Source organism: Bradyrhizobium sp. 604_D8_N2_3 (genome assembly GCF_051810765.1).
Classification (GTDB): domain Bacteria; phylum Pseudomonadota; class Alphaproteobacteria; order Rhizobiales; family Xanthobacteraceae; genus Bradyrhizobium; species Bradyrhizobium barranii.
The window spans coordinates 5,914,137-5,928,378 of sequence record NZ_JBPWPM010000001.1 but is presented as its reverse complement, the minus strand read 5'-3'; the positions used below and the strand labels follow the sequence as shown (position 1 = coordinate 5,928,378).

At 64.7% G+C, this 14,242-nt stretch carries 16 protein-coding genes; 6 read left to right on the top strand and 10 right to left on the bottom strand.

All coding sequences use genetic code 11. The features are described from left to right. Positions 1-205 precede the first annotated feature (205 nt). From AB7245_RS28470 to AB7245_RS28440, 7 genes are all read right to left on the bottom strand, one after another. A complete protein-coding gene (locus AB7245_RS28470; protein WP_028150002.1) occupies positions 206-964 on the bottom strand; it encodes an SDR family oxidoreductase in 759 nt (252 codons plus the stop codon). A 33-nt stretch (positions 965-997) separates the two neighbouring features. Continuing rightward, the gene (locus tag AB7245_RS28465; RefSeq protein ID WP_028154691.1) at positions 998-1,756 is read right to left on the bottom strand and encodes a proteasome-type protease; all 759 of its coding nucleotides are present in this window, start codon (positions 1,754-1,756) and stop codon (positions 998-1,000) included. 114 nt (positions 1,757-1,870) lie between these two features. Further along, positions 1,871-2,278, bottom strand: a complete 408-nt coding sequence (locus AB7245_RS28460; protein ID WP_028154692.1) for a carboxymuconolactone decarboxylase family protein — start codon at positions 2,276-2,278, stop codon at positions 1,871-1,873. 54 nt (positions 2,279-2,332) lie between these two features. Then, positions 2,333-3,532, bottom strand: a complete 1,200-nt coding sequence (locus AB7245_RS28455) for a flavin-dependent monooxygenase (RefSeq protein WP_439035163.1) — start codon at positions 3,530-3,532, stop codon at positions 2,333-2,335. Between the two features lie 150 nt (positions 3,533-3,682). Beyond that, entirely contained in the window at positions 3,683-4,531 is an 849-nt protein-coding gene (locus AB7245_RS28450) for a transglutaminase family protein (protein ID WP_063982452.1), read from the bottom strand. A gap of 169 nt (positions 4,532-4,700) precedes the next feature. Further along, positions 4,701-5,645: an alpha-E domain-containing protein gene (locus AB7245_RS28445; RefSeq protein ID WP_028150006.1), complete on the bottom strand. Its 945-nt coding sequence runs from the start codon at positions 5,643-5,645 to the stop codon at positions 4,701-4,703. A 4-nt stretch (positions 5,646-5,649) separates the two neighbouring features. Further along, on the bottom strand, positions 5,650-7,068 hold the full coding sequence (locus AB7245_RS28440) for a circularly permuted type 2 ATP-grasp protein (protein ID WP_354097487.1): 1,419 nt from the start codon (positions 7,066-7,068) through the stop codon (positions 5,650-5,652). A gap of 277 nt (positions 7,069-7,345) precedes the next feature. On the opposite strand from AB7245_RS28440, the gene AB7245_RS28435 reads away from it, so the two are divergent. The 3 genes from AB7245_RS28435 (at position 7,346) to AB7245_RS28425 (ending at position 9,356) form a co-directional block, all read left to right on the top strand. Further along, on the top strand, positions 7,346-8,083 hold the full coding sequence (locus AB7245_RS28435; protein WP_166091725.1) for a competence/damage-inducible protein A: 738 nt from the start codon (positions 7,346-7,348) through the stop codon (positions 8,081-8,083). A 38-nt stretch (positions 8,084-8,121) separates the two neighbouring features. Beyond that, positions 8,122-8,649: a xanthine phosphoribosyltransferase gene (gene gpt / locus AB7245_RS28430; RefSeq protein WP_028150009.1), complete on the top strand. Its 528-nt coding sequence runs from the start codon at positions 8,122-8,124 to the stop codon at positions 8,647-8,649. A gap of 86 nt (positions 8,650-8,735) precedes the next feature. Next, positions 8,736-9,356, top strand: coding sequence for a hypothetical protein (locus tag AB7245_RS28425; RefSeq protein ID WP_354097488.1), 621 nt, complete (start codon positions 8,736-8,738; stop codon positions 9,354-9,356). A 39-nt stretch (positions 9,357-9,395) separates the two neighbouring features. Here AB7245_RS28425 and AB7245_RS28420 read toward each other — a convergent pair whose 3' ends face one another. Beyond that, positions 9,396-9,626, bottom strand: coding sequence for a hypothetical protein (locus AB7245_RS28420; protein ID WP_063982454.1), 231 nt, complete (start codon positions 9,624-9,626; stop codon positions 9,396-9,398). Then, positions 9,626-10,648 (bottom strand): methionine synthase, encoded by a 1,023-nt coding sequence (locus tag AB7245_RS28415; RefSeq protein WP_354097489.1) that lies wholly within the window; start codon positions 10,646-10,648, stop codon positions 9,626-9,628. Before AB7245_RS28415 ends, AB7245_RS28420 begins: the two co-directional genes overlap by 1 nt. A gap of 110 nt (positions 10,649-10,758) precedes the next feature. On the opposite strand from AB7245_RS28415, the gene AB7245_RS28410 reads away from it, so the two are divergent. The 3 genes from AB7245_RS28410 to AB7245_RS28400 all read left to right on the top strand — a co-directional run bounded on the left by AB7245_RS28410 (position 10,759) and on the right by AB7245_RS28400 (position 13,216). Further along, on the top strand, positions 10,759-11,460 hold the full coding sequence (locus AB7245_RS28410; protein ID WP_354097490.1) for a glutathione S-transferase N-terminal domain-containing protein: 702 nt from the start codon (positions 10,759-10,761) through the stop codon (positions 11,458-11,460). Between the two features lie 170 nt (positions 11,461-11,630). Further along, complete coding sequence (locus AB7245_RS28405) at positions 11,631-12,239, top strand: 2-hydroxychromene-2-carboxylate isomerase (RefSeq protein WP_063982457.1); 609 nt, start codon at positions 11,631-11,633, stop codon at positions 12,237-12,239. Continuing rightward, on the top strand, positions 12,239-13,216 hold the full coding sequence (locus AB7245_RS28400) for an NADPH:quinone oxidoreductase family protein (RefSeq protein WP_354097491.1): 978 nt from the start codon (positions 12,239-12,241) through the stop codon (positions 13,214-13,216). Before AB7245_RS28405 ends, AB7245_RS28400 begins: the two co-directional genes overlap by 1 nt. A 106-nt stretch (positions 13,217-13,322) precedes the next feature. Here the strand turns inward: AB7245_RS28400 and AB7245_RS28395 are convergent, their stop codons facing one another. Next, the gene (locus AB7245_RS28395; protein ID WP_063982459.1) at positions 13,323-14,213 is read right to left on the bottom strand and encodes a crotonase/enoyl-CoA hydratase family protein; all 891 of its coding nucleotides are present in this window, start codon (positions 14,211-14,213) and stop codon (positions 13,323-13,325) included. Between the last annotated feature and the right edge of the window lie 29 nt (positions 14,214-14,242).

Below are 14,242 nucleotides of genomic sequence, written 5' to 3'. Positions count from 1 at the left end.
TTCGGGATTGTGACATGCTTTCTCGCTGTTTCCCGGCTCTGCGCGCGTGTAAGGACGATTGTCGAGGCGGGGCCAGGACTTATTCCGTCTCACCCCGCTTGCGGGGAGACTTCGCGGCGCCTTGACGCCTACTGTGCATGGGGTTGTTTTTCAGTTTTTTGAGTCAGGCCCTCTCCCCGCAAGCGAGGAGAGGGAAGAGAGGTCTTCAGCCCCGTCCGACAAACGGCATCTTGGTGGCCATGACGGTCATCGTCAGCACGTTGGCATCGAGCGGCAGGCCGGCCATGTAGGCGACGGCGTCGCCGACCGCCTTGGCGTCCATGCGCGGCTCGTGCTTGGTGGTGCCGTCGGGCTGCAGCACGCCGGGGCCGTTGACCATGCGATCGGTCATGGGCGTGGCGGCATTGCCGATGTCGACCTGGCCGACCGCGATGTCGTACATGCGGCCGTCGAGGTTGGAGGCCTTGGTGAGGCCCGTGATGGCATGCTTGGTCGAGGTGTAGGCCGCCGAGAACGGACGCGGCGCGTGCGCCGAGATCGAGCCGTTGTTGATGATGCGGCCGCCGCGCGGGCTCTGGTCCTTCATGATGCGGAAGGCGTGCTGGGTGCACAGGAACGGGCCGGTGAGGTTGGTGTTCACCACCGCCTGCCACTGCTCGAGGCTGAGATCCTCGAAGTTCACCGCCGGCGCGCCCATGCCGGCATTGTTGAACAGCACGTCGAGCCGGCCGTAGGTCGCCTTCACCTTGTCGAACAGCGCGGCAATGGAGTCCGGCTTGGTCATGTCCGCGGTGACGCACAGGCTCTTGCCTGCGGGGCCGAGCTTTGCGGTCTCCTCGAGCATGTCGAGCCGGCGCCCGACCAGCACCACGGTGAAGCCGATGTTCATCAACGCCAGCGACGCCGCGCGCCCGACACCGGTGCCCGCGCCCGTCACCACTGCGATCTTGTTTGCTTCACTCATCGTTTCCTGCCTTTTCTCTCTTCAAGTTGGCTGTCAGGTTTTTGGTTCTTTTTCGTTCTTGTAGGGCGGCCGCGGAATGTTCTGATGCGCCGCGCGCAGGGCCGCCGACCAGCGCGAACGGAGGTCGTGGAAATAGGGCTCGCCGGCCTCGATGCGGTGGTTGAGATCGGCATCGCAGGCATCGCTACGCACCACCAGCACGTCGATCGGCAGGCCGACGCCGAGATTGGAGCGCATGGTCGAGTCCATCGAGATCAGGCCGGTCTTCAGCGCCTCGTACAGCTCGACGTCGTAATGCATGGCGCGGTCGAGCACCGGCTTGCCGTATTTGTGCTCGCCGATCTGCAGGTAGGGCGTGTCCGTGGTGCACTCGATGAAATTGCCGGCGGTGTAGACCATGAACAGGCGCATGCGCGCGCCCTTGATCTGGCCGCCGAAGAGGAAGGAGACGTCGAAGGAGACGTCTTCGGATCGCAGCGCCGGTCCTTCGGTCGCGTGCACCGCCCGGATCGCCCGACCGATGCGCTGGGCGGCCTGGAACATGGTCGGCGCGTTCATCAGCGTCTCGACCTCGCCCGTGGTGGGGTCCTCCAGGCCTTCGGTCAGCGTCGACAGCACCGACTGGCTGATGGCGAGGTTACCGGCGCTGGCGATCGCCATGATGCGGTCGCCGGGTTTGGAGAAGATGTGGAGCTTGCGGAAGGTCGAGACATTGTCGAGCCCGGCATTGGTTCGGGTGTCGGCGATCATCACCAGACCGTCCCGAACCAGGATTCCGCAACAATAGGTCATTTCCCGTCCCCGAACGCGTTTGCGCGGAATTACTAGCCAATTTCGGGGAGGCATGAAACCCCCGATTCCCCGGGGGAGGTCGTCATTCTCCGGCGAAACAGCTATCTCTGCCGCTCAGTCAGCGGCATCGACGAGAAACGCCTCGTCGACGGGGACGCCGAGCGCCGTGACCAGCCGGTTGGTCTCCGCGGCCATGCCGACGATGGCGAGCATCTCGCCATATTCGGCCTCGGTCATGCCCTTGGCCCGTGCGCCCGCGGTGTGCGAATGGATGCAATAGCTGCAGCCATGCGCGATCGAGACTGCGACATAGAGCATTTCCTTGATCTTGGGATCGAGCGCGCCGGGTGCCATCACCTCCTTGATGCTCTCCCAAGTCCGCCGCAGCGTCTTCGGATCATGCGCCAGCGCGCGCCAGAAATTGTTGACGAAGTCCGACTTCCGCACCTTGCGGATATCGTCGAAAACGGCGCGCGCCTCGGCGGAGAGTTCATCGTCCGAAAGCAGCTTTACGGTCGCCATGGGGTACCTCGCGGGGTCAGGTCTGATCCCGCGAGTGTAGCACGGCTCGAGCGCTCAGCCGGCATGTCCGGCCGCACGACGCAAGGCCAGCTTGCCGACGTCGACATATTGCCGCTGCTGCGCGTGAGCGTGCTGAGCTGCGACGTGAAGGTCGCGCAGGCGCCGCTGCAGCGGCGAACTGTCATAGACCACGCTGGCGCCGGCCAGCGCAAAGCAGGCATCCGCGATGCCGACGCAGGTCGTGGCGAGCCAGGTCGCGGACCGGGACCCCTCGATCATGAGGTCTTCGTCGTTCAGCGTTCCCGCCAGCGCGTGACGCCAGTGGCTGGCGGCCTGGACCTCATGAAACGCTTGCGCGGCCCCGAGGTCGGCGGAGATCCGGCCGAGATCGTACTGGAAGATCTCGGACTCCCGCATCGGCACGGCCGCGTACAATTGCTGCCTTCCGGTGCCCGCCAGCGCGAGCAGGTCATCGACGGTGCCCTCGGCCATGCCTACCGTGAATGCGCCGTGCACCAATGGCAGCCATTGGCGCAGCGCCCGATAGAGCGGACCCGACTGGCGCGGGGCGGCATCGAGATCGAAGAAATTGGCCTCGGGAACCAGCGTCTCCCGCAGCGTGACGTGATGGCTGCCGGTGCCCTTGAGCCCCGCCGCGTGCCAAGTGTCCTCGATCTCCCAGTCGCGCGCCGGCAACACAACGACGCGAAGCAGCGGCTTGCCCTGCGGGCCGGGGACCGGCTTGCCATTTTCGGTGACAATGCAGAACCCGCCGATCCAGTCGGCGTGCGTGCAACCGCTGGCGAACGGCCAGCGGCCCTTGACGCGATAACCGTCGGCCACGCGCTCTGCCGTTCCACCCGGTTGGGATGAGCCGCAGATCGCCGTATCGGGTCCGTCCTGATAGATGCGCTGGTACAATTCCGGGGGTGACGCTGCGACGAAGAGGCTGCTGGCTCCGGCGACAGTCGCGATCCAGCCGATCGAGCCGTCGAGACGGGCCAGTGCCTTGATGACCTCCAGTCCGGCCGGAAAATCCAGCTCCAGCCCGCCATGGCTCCGCGCAACGAACATCCGGAAGAGCCCGATCGACCGCAGCCGTTCCACGAGGTCGGGCGGGACGCGGCGTGCGGCTTCGATCTCGGCGGCGCGGGCCTTGATCTCGGGAGCCAACTCCCGGATCCCCGCAAGCATGTCTTGGTGGGGATCGCGCAGGGGCACGGAATGCTTCTTGTTCTTGTCGTGAAGCCGCATCTGTCTCAACCTCTGTTGCGGAAACGGATCACAACGGAGGTTGAAGAGATGGCGCTACGGGACGGTTTCAGCGCGGGCCGTCGTCGATTACAGCTGTAACGCTGCGACGTGATTGCGCCGCAGATGCCTCGTGACGAGATACCGCAGCGCCTAGCTCTGCCGCTGTGACTGGGACTGCGATTGCCCGCCGCGGCCGGCCTGCTCGACCTTCACGGCCACCGTCAGCGTCTCCGCGCCGCCGCCATAGCGGGTGCCGCGCACGGGGGCTGCGCCGAGATAGTCGAGCCCGATCGCAACGCGGACATGGGCGTCGGTGGTGCAGATGCAGTTGGCGGGATCGAAGCCGACCCAGCCGAGACCGTCGACGTAAGCTTCCGCCCAGGCATGGCCGGCATCCTGGTGCACCGTGCCGTCCGAGCGCAGGAAATGGCCGGAGACGAAGCGCGCCGGCACGCCGCCGCTGCGGGCGCAGGCGATGAAGATATGCGCGTAGTCCTGGCAGACGCCGCGCTTGAGCGTGAACGCTTCGGCCGCCGAGGTGCCGCTGTTGGTCGGATCCTCGTCGAAGGTCATGTGATCGCTGATTTGCGTCATCAGCGTGTGCAGGAAGCCGAGCGTGTCGCTCTCGGCCTCGCTGCGCAACTGCCGCGCGACCGCCGTCATCGCCGGATTGACGGTGGTGAGGTCGGTGGCCCGCAAGAACATGCCGGCCGGAAAGCGCTCGTCGGCGCCGCGCAGCACGCCGCCGGTGTCGTGGGTCTCGATCAGGCCCTCGGCGGTGATCTTGATGTCGCCGACGGGTCCGCAGGACAGCACATGGGTGACGTTGCCGAAGGCGTCCTCATGGGTGTCGAGCTTGGTGTCGGTCGAGACGTCGATCTGCCACTCCGCCACATATTGCCCGTCATGGCTGCCGGGCGTCATGCGCAGGATCTGGATCACGCTCGTGGCCGGCGGCTCGTAGCGATAGGTCGTGGTGTGCAGGATTCGCAGGCGCATGGTGGACCGTGAAGTTAGTGGTTAGACCCGCTGCCTATTGCGAAGAAGCTCGTCATGCCCGGGCTTGTCCCGGGCATCCACGATCTTCCTCGCCGCGCAAAAGCAAGAACGTGGATGGCCGGGACAAGCCCGGCCATGACGATATCCCGTTTTCGTCAGCCGGGGGACATCAGATCAAATACTGCTTCGTGATGATTTCGCCCAGCCTGGAATTGTCCGTGATGAATTCCTGAATGAATTCATGCACGCCATGCTGGAAAATGTCGTTCATATTGCTGTGTTCCAGCCGGTTGCGGATGCCGCGGGCGTGGCGCTGGGCGGGGCCCTGGCGGCCATAGGCGACGCCGATCTGGTCGAGGTTGCGCACGAGATTGCCGTAGCAGCTTGCCAGCGAGCGCGGCAGCGTGTCGTTGAGGATGAGCAGGTCCGCAATCAGCCACGGCTTCAGCGTCTCGCGATAGACCCAGTGATAGGCCGTCAGCGCCGAGACCGAGCGCAGGATCGAACTCCACTGATAGAAGTCGAGCGGGCCGCCGACATGCTCCTCCTCGGGCAGCAGCACGTGGTACTTCACGTCGAGAATGCGCGCGGTGTTGTCGGCGCGCTCCAGATGAACGCCCATCCGCGAGAACCAGTAGGCGTCGTTGCGCAGCATGGTCCGGTAGGCCGAGCCGTCGAAGCGCAGCGAAGTCTCCTGCACGAAGCGCAGGAATTTGGCGAGATCCTCGCGCGTAGAGGTGCCCTTGCTCCAGACCTCCTGGAGTTCGATCCAGGCCGAGTTGATGGTGTCCCACATCTCGCTGGTGAGCGCGGTGCGCACCGAGCGCGAGTTCAGCCGCGCCGCCTCGATGCAGTTCCGGATCGATGATGGATTGCTTGCCGAGAACGAGAGGTAGTCGACGACGTTGTGCTCGTTGGCGACTTCATATTGCTGATAGAAGCTCGCGGCGACGCCGGCGGTGAGAAGCGCCGAGTCCCATTCATTGGTCTTGCCGATATAGGCGGCGGGAAGCGCGGTGACGCGCAGCGTCGCATCGATGGTGCGCGCGAGATATTCGGCCCGTTCGACATAGCGGGCGAGCCAGTAGAGGTTTTCGGCGGTACGCGACAGCATCTGACTACTCGTCCAGGATCCAGGTGTCTTTGGTGCCGCCGCCCTGGCTCGAATTCACCACCAGGGAGCCTTCCTTGAGCGCGACCCGTGTCAGCCCGCCGGGCACGATTGTGGTGCTCTTGCTGCCGGTGAGCACGAAGGGCCGCAGGTCGACGTGGCGTGGCGCGAGGCCGCTTGCCGTACAGGTCGGGCAGGTCGAGAGCGCCAGCGTCGGCTGCGCGATAAAACCTTCCGGCTCGCGCTTGAGCTTTTCGCGGAAGGCCTCGATCGTCGCTTTCGTCGCGGCAGGGCCGATCAGCATGCCGTAGCCGCCGGAGCCGTGGACTTCCTTGACGACGAGCTCGCCGAGATTGTCGAGCACATAGGCAAGGTCCTTCGGCTCGCGGCAGCGCCAGGTCGGCACGTTCTTCAGGATCGGCTCCTCGCCGAGATAGAATTTCACGATGTCCGGCATGTAGGAGTAGATCGCCTTGTCGTCGGCGATGCCGGTGCCGACTGCGTTGGCGAGCGTGATGTTGCCGGCCGCATAAGCCGACATCAGCCCGGGCACGCCGAGCACGGAGTCGGGGCGGAAGGTGAGGGGGTCGATGAAATCGTCGTCGACGCGGCGATAGATCACGTCGATCCGCTTCACCCCCTCGGTCGTTCGCATGAACACTTCGTTGTTCTTGACGATGAGATCGCGGCCTTCGACCAGTTCGATGCCGAGCTTGTCGGCAAGGAAGGAGTGCTCGTAGTAGGCCGAGTTGTAGACGCCGGGCGTGAGCAGGGCGACGGTCGGCTCACCGGAGGCGCCTTGCGGCGCCACCGAACGCAGGGCGGAAAGCAGCTCGTCCGGATAGCGTTCGACCGGCGCCACCCTGTGGCGGGCGAACAAGTCCGGAAACAACCGCATCATGATCTCGCGGTTTTCCAGCATGTATGACACACCCGACGGCGTACGGGCATTGTCCTCCAGCACGATGAAGTCCTCGGCATCGATCCGGACGATGTCGATGCCGGCGATGTGCACGTAGACGTCGTGCGGCACCTGCTGGCCGTTCATCTCGGGGCGGAACACCGGGTTCTGGAAGATCAGGTCGTCGGGCACGATCTCGGCGCGCAGGATGTCGCGGCCATGATAGATGTCGCGCAGGAACATGTTGAGCGCGCGCACGCGCTGCTTCAGGCCCTTCTCCAGCAGTGCCCATTCCTTGCCGGACATGATTCGCGGGATCACGTCGAAGGGGATCAGGCGCTCGGTGGATTCGGAATCGCCATAGACGGCAAAGGTGATGCCGATGCGGCGGAACAGGAGCTCGGCCTCCTGGCGGCGATATTCGAGCGCCTCGGGAGGCGTCTCCTTGAGCCAGCGCGCCAGCTCCTGATAGGCGGGGCGAAGGTCCCCGCCGGGAATGTTCATTTCATCAAACGCGACTGCCATAGATCCCGACTTGTCTCCGCAAGGCGTTGCGCCATTCGACAGGTCGTCAGGCCTTGGTGAAGACCGCAACGTCCTGGCCATGCGGCAAGAGTGCATGACTCTGAGGAGGTAGCAAGGGCCGGGCCAGCGCGATAAGCATGGAGTTGTGGCATTTGCCGGGGACAGCCGGGAGGGTGCCTCAAAAAATGGCTGAGGACTGCTTATTTCGGCAGCAAAACCGCGTGACTTCAACGCGTTACCTCGGCAAAGTCGGGCCGACAGGTGAGGGACTTAAGGTATGAGCGACATCGTCACGGCGGGCATTCTGGTCATCGGGGATGAAATCCTGTCCGGCCGCACCAAGGACAAGAATATCGGCTTCATCGCCGAATACCTGACCAATATCGGCATCGACCTGAAGGAAGTCCGGGTCGTCTCCGACGACGAGGACGACATCATCGCGGCGTTGGATGCACTGCGGCATCGCTACGCCTATGTCTTCACCACCGGCGGCATCGGGCCAACCCATGACGACATCACCGCCGACAGCGTCGCCAAGGCGTTCGGCGTCGGCATCGACCACCATCCGGAGGTCGTCGCCCGCTTCCGCGAGCGCTGGAGCGAGCAGGACCTCAACGAGGCCCGCCTGCGCATGGCCCGCATCCCCGATGGCGCCGAGCTGATCCAGAGCGCGACCATCCTCGCCCCCGGCTTCAAGATCGGCAACGTCATCGTGATGGCCGGCGTGCCCTCGATCATGCAGGCGATGATGGACATCGTCTCGCCCAAGCTGAAGTCGGGCGTGCGCATGCTCTCCGAATCGGTCCGCGCCAATGCGCGCGAAGGTGACATCGGCAGCCCGCTGCGCGCGATCGCCGCCGCCCATCCCGACACCATCATCGGCAGCTATCCGTTCATGGACGAAGATCAGAAGCCGAACACCAATCTGGTGGTGCGCTCGCGCGACGCGGACAAGCTGGCAGCGGCGATGGCGGCGGTGAAGGAAATGCTGGCGGGATTGAACATCACCCGGTAGCAGAATGGCTGCCGGATGAAGATTGGCAGGAGACAACAATGGCTGGCGAAGCACCGGAACTGAGCGCGCAGGAGCGGGCCGGCAAGGCCTTTCCTGTTTCGTGGGACCAGTTCCACCGCGACTGCCGGGCGCTGACCTGGCGGCTCAACGAGGTCGGCCCGTTCCACGCCGTCATCGCGATCACCCGCGGCGGGCTGGTGCCGGCCGCGATCGTGGCGCGCGAGCTCGGTGTCCGCATCATCGATACGGTCTGCATCGCCAGCTACGACCACGACAAGCAGGGCGAGCTCCAGGTCCTCAAGGGCATGTCCGAGGCGGCGATGAAGCTCGGCGGCGGCACCGGCAAGGGGCTTCTGATCGTCGACGACCTCGTCGACACCGGCAAGACCGGCAGGCTGGTGCGCGACATGCTGCCCGATGCGCATTTCGCCACCGTCTACGCCAAGCCGAAGGGACGCCCGCTGGTCGACACCTTCATCACGGAAGTCTCGCAGGACACCTGGATCTTCTTCCCCTGGGACACCGCGCTGTCCTACCACCCGCCGCTGCGCGACGGCGCGGCGTGAGGGAAGCGACGAAGCAAGCCAGACGATTTCCGCAGACGCATTTCTGGATTGCCTCGCTTCGCTCGCAATGACAGGTGGAGGTGGCCATGCCCCTGCAAAACCGTGTCACGCCGACCGGCGACATCATCGCCACGCCGCACCGTGGCCTGTTCACCGGCAATCGCGGCATCATCCATGATCCCGCGACCAGGACGCTGCTCAAGAAGCGGTGGTCGTCGCCGGCCTGGCTCACCTGTGTTTGCGAATTCCGCGGCCGCCGTCGCGAGGTGATGACGACGCATAGCTGGACCGAGCTGTTCTTCCTCGACGAGGCCACCGCGCTCGCCGCCGGCCATCGCCCCTGCTTCTACTGCCGCCGTGACGACGCCAATCGCTTCCGGGCCGCGTGGGAGAAGGGCAACCGCGTCCGTGACGTTCGCATGCACGATATCGACACGGTGCTGCACCACGAGCGGCTCGATCACGGCAAGAAGCGGCTTCACGCGCTGCTGGTGCCGCTCGAGCAGCTTCCAGACGGCGCGATGCTGCAGCAGGGCGAGGAAAGCTTTCTGCTGATGCGGGGCGGGGCGCTGCTGTGGTCGACGGCGGGTTATGTTGAAGGCGCGCGAAAGCTCGACGATGCGCAGTTGCTGACCCCGCCGTCGACGCTGCGCGCGATGAGCGCCGGCTATGAGGTCACGCTGCACCCCAGCGCGCACCGCGCCTGACCGTCCCCGCAAGCGGGAGGGAGCGTAGCGAGCGTGGGGTTATTTCAGCGGCCGCCCTTGCTCATCCACCGTCGTCCGCGCATCGCGCAGCGCCCATTCGCGCATGATCTGGCGGCAGCGGGTGAGCTCGGCCTCGGTTGCCGTACCCGTATCCTTTGACGCACGCTCGACCATGGCCTTGCAATTCAGCAGCACGGAGCGATCCTCCGCGCGCGCAGCGAATGTGATCCCCGCAAGAGCCGTGACGACGAGTGCCGTTCGGAGCACCATCACCCCAGCTTCTCGCGCGCCAGCGCGGCACCGGCGCCGAGCGCCATCAGCTTGGCCTCGGCGATCTCCCGCCGCATCGGCGCCATGCCGCAATTGGTGGTGGCGATGATGTTGCTCTTGGGAACGAACTTCGACACCGCGTCGATCACCTGCACGACGTCCTCGGCCGTCTCCACCGTGTCGCTGGCGACGTCGATCACGCCGGCCTGCACGATCTTGGTCTTGAGCAGCGCGAGCAGGTCGAGCGGCACCTTCGAATTGCGGCACTCGATTGCGACCTGCTGGATCGGGCTCGCGTCGATCGCCGGAAAGATCTGCTCGTATTGCCGCCACTGCGCGCCGAGCGTCTCCTTCCAGTCGGTGTTGGCCTTGATGCCGTAGCCGTAGCAGATGTGCACGGCGGTGGCGCAGGTCAGCCCCTGCGCGGCACGCTCCAGCGCCTTGATGCCCCAGTCGTTGACCTCGTCCATGTAGACGTTGAAGGCGGGCTCGTCGAACTGCACGAGATCGACGCCGTCGGCCTGCAATGCCTTGGCTTCCTCGTTGAGGAGATCGGCGAAGGCAAAGGCCATCTTGACGCGATCACCGTAGTAGCGGTCCGCAATCGTGTCGATGATGGTCATCGGGCCGGGCAGGGTGAACTTCAGCTTCTTCTTCGTGTGCGTGCGCGCCACGCGCGCCTCGTCGGCATGAACACGACCCTTGAGCTGAAGCGGCGCGACCACCTGCGGCACCATCGCCTTGTAGCGGTCCTTGCGGATGCCCATCTCGACCTTGTGGGCGAAATCGATGCCGTCGATCTTCTCCAGGAAGCCGTGCACGAAATGCTGGCGGGCCTGCTCGCCCTCCGTGACGATGTCGATGCCGGCATCCTCCTGGACCTTGACGGCAAGCAACGTCGCGTCGCGCTTGGCGCGGAGTAGCTCGGCGCCTTGCGACTTCCAGGGTGCCCAGAGCATGTTCGGCTCGGCGAGCCATTCCGGCTTCGGCAAGGAGCCGGCGATCGTGGTTGGAAACAGCATGGCGGCTCTCCCGGCAGGTTGTGTTGCGCCCCTTCCTGCCATGTCTTAACGTCAAGGTACAGAACAACAAAAGTCGCTCTCTATTCCATTGGCGACGACAGGGAAGGGCGATGATCGACCTCTTTTATGCGCCGACGCCGAACGGCTGGAAAATCTCGATCATGCTGGAGGAACTCGGGCTCCCCTATAACGTGAAGCCCGTCAATATCCGCGCCGGCGAGCAGTTCAGCCCCGAATTTCTGGCGGTCTCCCCCAACAATCGCATTCCCGCGATGGTCGACCACGCACCCGCCGACGGCGGTGCGCCGTTCTCGGCGTTCGAGACCGGTGCGATCCTGATTTACCTCGCCGAGAAGACCGGCCGCTTCCTGGCCAGCGATCTGCGCGGCCGCTCGACGACCATCCAATGGGTGATGTGGCAGATGGCGGGCCTCGGGCCGATGCTCGGCCAGCACGGCCATTTCGCGCTCTATGCGGCGGAAAAGATCCCTTATGCGATTGAGCGCTACCGTGACGAGGCCGCGCGGCTCTATGGCGTGCTCGACCGGCAGTTGGCCAAGACCGGCGCCTACGTCGCCGGCGACTATTCCATCGCGGACATCGCCTGCTTCCCCTGGACCATGACCCACAAGGCGCAGGGCTTTACGCTCGATGACTATCCGAACGTGAAACGCTGGTACGCCGAGGTGCGCGCAAGGCCGCAGGTGCAGGCGGGGCTTGCGATCGGCAAGTTCGTGAAGGAGCCGTTCGACGAGGAATCACGCAAGATCATGTTCGGACAGCGTGCCAGGGAAGTGCTGGGAAAGAAGTAGGCTGCTCGCCCATCGTCATTGCGAGGAGCGAAGCGACGAAGCAATCCAGACTGGTTCCGCGGAAAGATTCTGGATTGCTTCGCTTCCGCCGTCGCTCTTCGAGCTATGGCGGACAAGTCGCTCGCAATGACGGGGATAGAGCACGACAAACAAGACGCAAAGGAAACGCCATGATTGAATTCTTCTTCGACTGTTCCAGCCCCTGGACCTACCTCGCCTTCCACAACATCCAGCCGCTGGCAAAGGAGCTGGGGGCCGAGATCATCTGGCGGCCGATCCTGGTCGGCGGCATCTTCAACACGGTCAATCCGAGCGTCTACGCGCAGCGCGAGACGCCGGTGCCGCTGAAGGCGCGCTACATGAAAAAAGACCTCGCCGACTGGTCGCGCTCGGCCGGCCTCGCGATCAAGATGCCGCCGACGGTGTTCCCGGTGAACAGCGTGAAGGTCATGCGCGGCTGCATCTGGCTGGGGAAAGACATGGTGCCGTTCGCCACTGCCGTGTTCGAGACCTATTGGGGCGGCGACAAGGACATCTCGCAGGACGCCGTGCTCGCCGAGATCTGCAGGAAGGTCGGTGTCGACGAGCAGAAGTTCTTTGCCGGCATCTCCGAGCAGGCAATCAAGGACCAACTCAAGGCCAACACGGAAGAGGTCGTGGCACGCGGTGGCTTCGGCTCACCGACGATCTTCGTGGGCAAGACCGACATGTACTTCGGCAACGACCGCCTGCCGCTGATCCGCGAGGCGCTCGAACGCAGCAAGGCGAGTGCGGCCTGATGGTCCGGGCTGTCGTCTGCCGCGAACTCGGCGCGCCCGAGACGTTGCGGCTCGAGGAATTTCCGTCGCGCGCCGTCAAACCGGGTGAGGTTCGCGTTGCGATCCGCGCCGCCGGATTGAACTTTCCGGACGTGCTGATGGCGGCCGGCGAATATCAGCTCAAGCCGGAGCTGCCTTTCACGCCCGGCATGGAGGCCGCCGGCGACGTCACCGAGGTGGGCGCTGAGGCAAGCGGCGTGTCCGTCGGCGACAAGGTCATCGTGAAGATGCGCCATGGCGCCTTCACCGACGAAGCGGTGGTGACGCCGACGCAGCTAACGCCGATGCCGTCGACGTTCGACTATGCGGAAGCCGCGACCTATCTCGCCGGCCACGGCACCGCCTATCACGCGCTGATCGATCGCGGCCGTGTCATGCCGGGCGAGGTGTTGCTGGTGCATGGCGCCGGCGGCGGCGTGGGGCTTGCCGCGGTCGAGATCGGCAAGATGCTGGGCGCGACCGTGATCGCGACCGCCTCCAGCGACGAGAAGCTCGCGATTGCGAAATCGCGCGGCGCCGACCATCTCGTGCGCTACGATCGGGAGCCGTTTCGCGATGCCGTCAAGCGCATCACCGACGGCCGTGGCGCCGACGTCGTGTTCGATCCCGTCGGCGGCGAGGTGTTCGAGAACTCGATGCGCTGCATCGCCTGGGGCGCGCGGCTGCTGGTGATCGGCTTTACCGGTGGCATCGGCTCGGCGAAGACCAACCTGCTGCTGATCAAGGGCGCCAGCGTGCTCGGCGTGCGTGCAGGTGAGGCGGTACGGAAGAATCCCGCGCTCGGCGAGGTGCGCCTGAAGGCGCTGCTGCAATGGGCGGAAGAAGGCAAGCTGCGCCCGAACATCTCGCACCGCCTGCCGCTGCAGGATTATGCTAAAGCGATGCGATTGCTGATCGACCGCAAGGCGATCGGGCGTGTGGCGCTGGTGATGGATTGACGGTGCCGTAGGGTGGGCAAAGGCGCTCTTGCGCCGTGCCCACCATTTATCACTCACCGAAATCAGAGTGGTGGGCACGCTCCGCTTTGCCCACCCTACGATCCCTCTACTTATACTCCCGCTCCGTCCACCACGGAAAATAATCCGGCATATCGCTCGACACCTTGTTCTTGAATTGCGCCGGACGCTTCTCCAGGAACGACACCACGCCTTCCTTGACGTCGTCCGAGCGGCCGCGCGTATAGATGCCGCGGCTGTCGACCTTGTGGGCTTCCATGGGATCGTCGGCACCCATCATGCGCCACATCATCTGGCGGATCAGCGCGACCGACACCGGCGCGGTCTTGGCGGCGAACTCCTTGGCCAGCGCGCGGGCGGTCGGCAAGAGATCATCGGGAGCTACGACCTTGCTGACGAGGCGGCCGGCGAGCGCTTCCTGGGCCGGGAAGACGCGGCCGGAATAGCACCATTCCAGCGCCTGCGAGATGCCGACGATGCGCGGCAGGAACCAACTCGAGGCGGCCTCCGGCACGATACCACGCTGGGAGAACACGAAGCCGAAGCGCGCGGCATCCGAGGCGATGCGGATGTCCATCGCGAGTTGCATGGTGACGCCGATGCCGACGGCTGGGCCGTTCACGGCGGCGATGACGGGCTTCAGGCACTTGAAGATGCGCAAGGTCACCTGACCGCCGCCGTCGCGCACCTGCGGATCGCTGTAATCGACCTTGCCGTCGGCGAAGCGCTTGACCGGGCCGCGCCGCGCATCGCGATCGAAGGTATCCGCACCCGAGGAAAGGTCGGCGCCCGCGCAAAAGCCGCGGCCCGCGCCGGTGACGATGATGGCGCGGACGTCGTCGTCCTTGTCGGCAGCGTCGAACGCGTCGATCAACTCGGCCTGCATCTGCGCGTTGAAGGCGTTGAGCTTGTCGGGCCGGTTCAGCGTGATGGTGAGGATCTGCTCGGCGACCTCGTATTTGATGGTCTCATACGCCATGGTGGTTTCCTTCCTTGCCGTGAATTCTG

Excerpts from the sequence above, each read along its gene's own strand:
- AB7245_RS28470 (WP_028150002.1), bottom strand. The coding sequence starts at position 964 with ATGAGTGAAGCAAACAAGATCGCAGTGGTGACGGGCGCGGGCACCGGT.
- AB7245_RS28465 (WP_028154691.1), bottom strand. The coding sequence starts at position 1,756 with ATGACCTATTGTTGCGGAATCCTGGTTCGGGACGGTCTGGTGATGATC.
- AB7245_RS28460 (WP_028154692.1), bottom strand. The coding sequence starts at position 2,278 with ATGGCGACCGTAAAGCTGCTTTCGGACGATGAACTCTCCGCCGAGGCG.
- AB7245_RS28455 (WP_439035163.1), bottom strand. The coding sequence starts at position 3,532 with ATGCGGCTTCACGACAAGAACAAGAAGCATTCCGTGCCCCTGCGCGAT.
- AB7245_RS28450 (WP_063982452.1), bottom strand. The coding sequence starts at position 4,531 with ATGCGCCTGCGAATCCTGCACACCACGACCTATCGCTACGAGCCGCCG.
- AB7245_RS28445 (WP_028150006.1), bottom strand. The coding sequence starts at position 5,645 with ATGCTGTCGCGTACCGCCGAAAACCTCTACTGGCTCGCCCGCTATGTC.
- AB7245_RS28440 (WP_354097487.1), bottom strand. The coding sequence starts at position 7,068 with ATGGCAGTCGCGTTTGATGAAATGAACATTCCCGGCGGGGACCTTCGC.
- AB7245_RS28435 (WP_166091725.1), top strand. The coding sequence starts at position 7,346 with ATGAGCGACATCGTCACGGCGGGCATTCTGGTCATCGGGGATGAAATC.
- gpt (WP_028150009.1), top strand. The coding sequence starts at position 8,122 with ATGGCTGGCGAAGCACCGGAACTGAGCGCGCAGGAGCGGGCCGGCAAG.
- AB7245_RS28425 (WP_354097488.1), top strand. The coding sequence starts at position 8,736 with ATGCCCCTGCAAAACCGTGTCACGCCGACCGGCGACATCATCGCCACG.
- AB7245_RS28420 (WP_063982454.1), bottom strand. The coding sequence starts at position 9,626 with ATGGTGCTCCGAACGGCACTCGTCGTCACGGCTCTTGCGGGGATCACA.
- AB7245_RS28415 (WP_354097489.1), bottom strand. The coding sequence starts at position 10,648 with ATGCTGTTTCCAACCACGATCGCCGGCTCCTTGCCGAAGCCGGAATGG.
- AB7245_RS28410 (WP_354097490.1), top strand. The coding sequence starts at position 10,759 with ATGATCGACCTCTTTTATGCGCCGACGCCGAACGGCTGGAAAATCTCG.
- AB7245_RS28405 (WP_063982457.1), top strand. The coding sequence starts at position 11,631 with ATGATTGAATTCTTCTTCGACTGTTCCAGCCCCTGGACCTACCTCGCC.
- AB7245_RS28400 (WP_354097491.1), top strand. The coding sequence starts at position 12,239 with ATGGTCCGGGCTGTCGTCTGCCGCGAACTCGGCGCGCCCGAGACGTTG.
- AB7245_RS28395 (WP_063982459.1), bottom strand. The coding sequence starts at position 14,213 with ATGGCGTATGAGACCATCAAATACGAGGTCGCCGAGCAGATCCTCACC.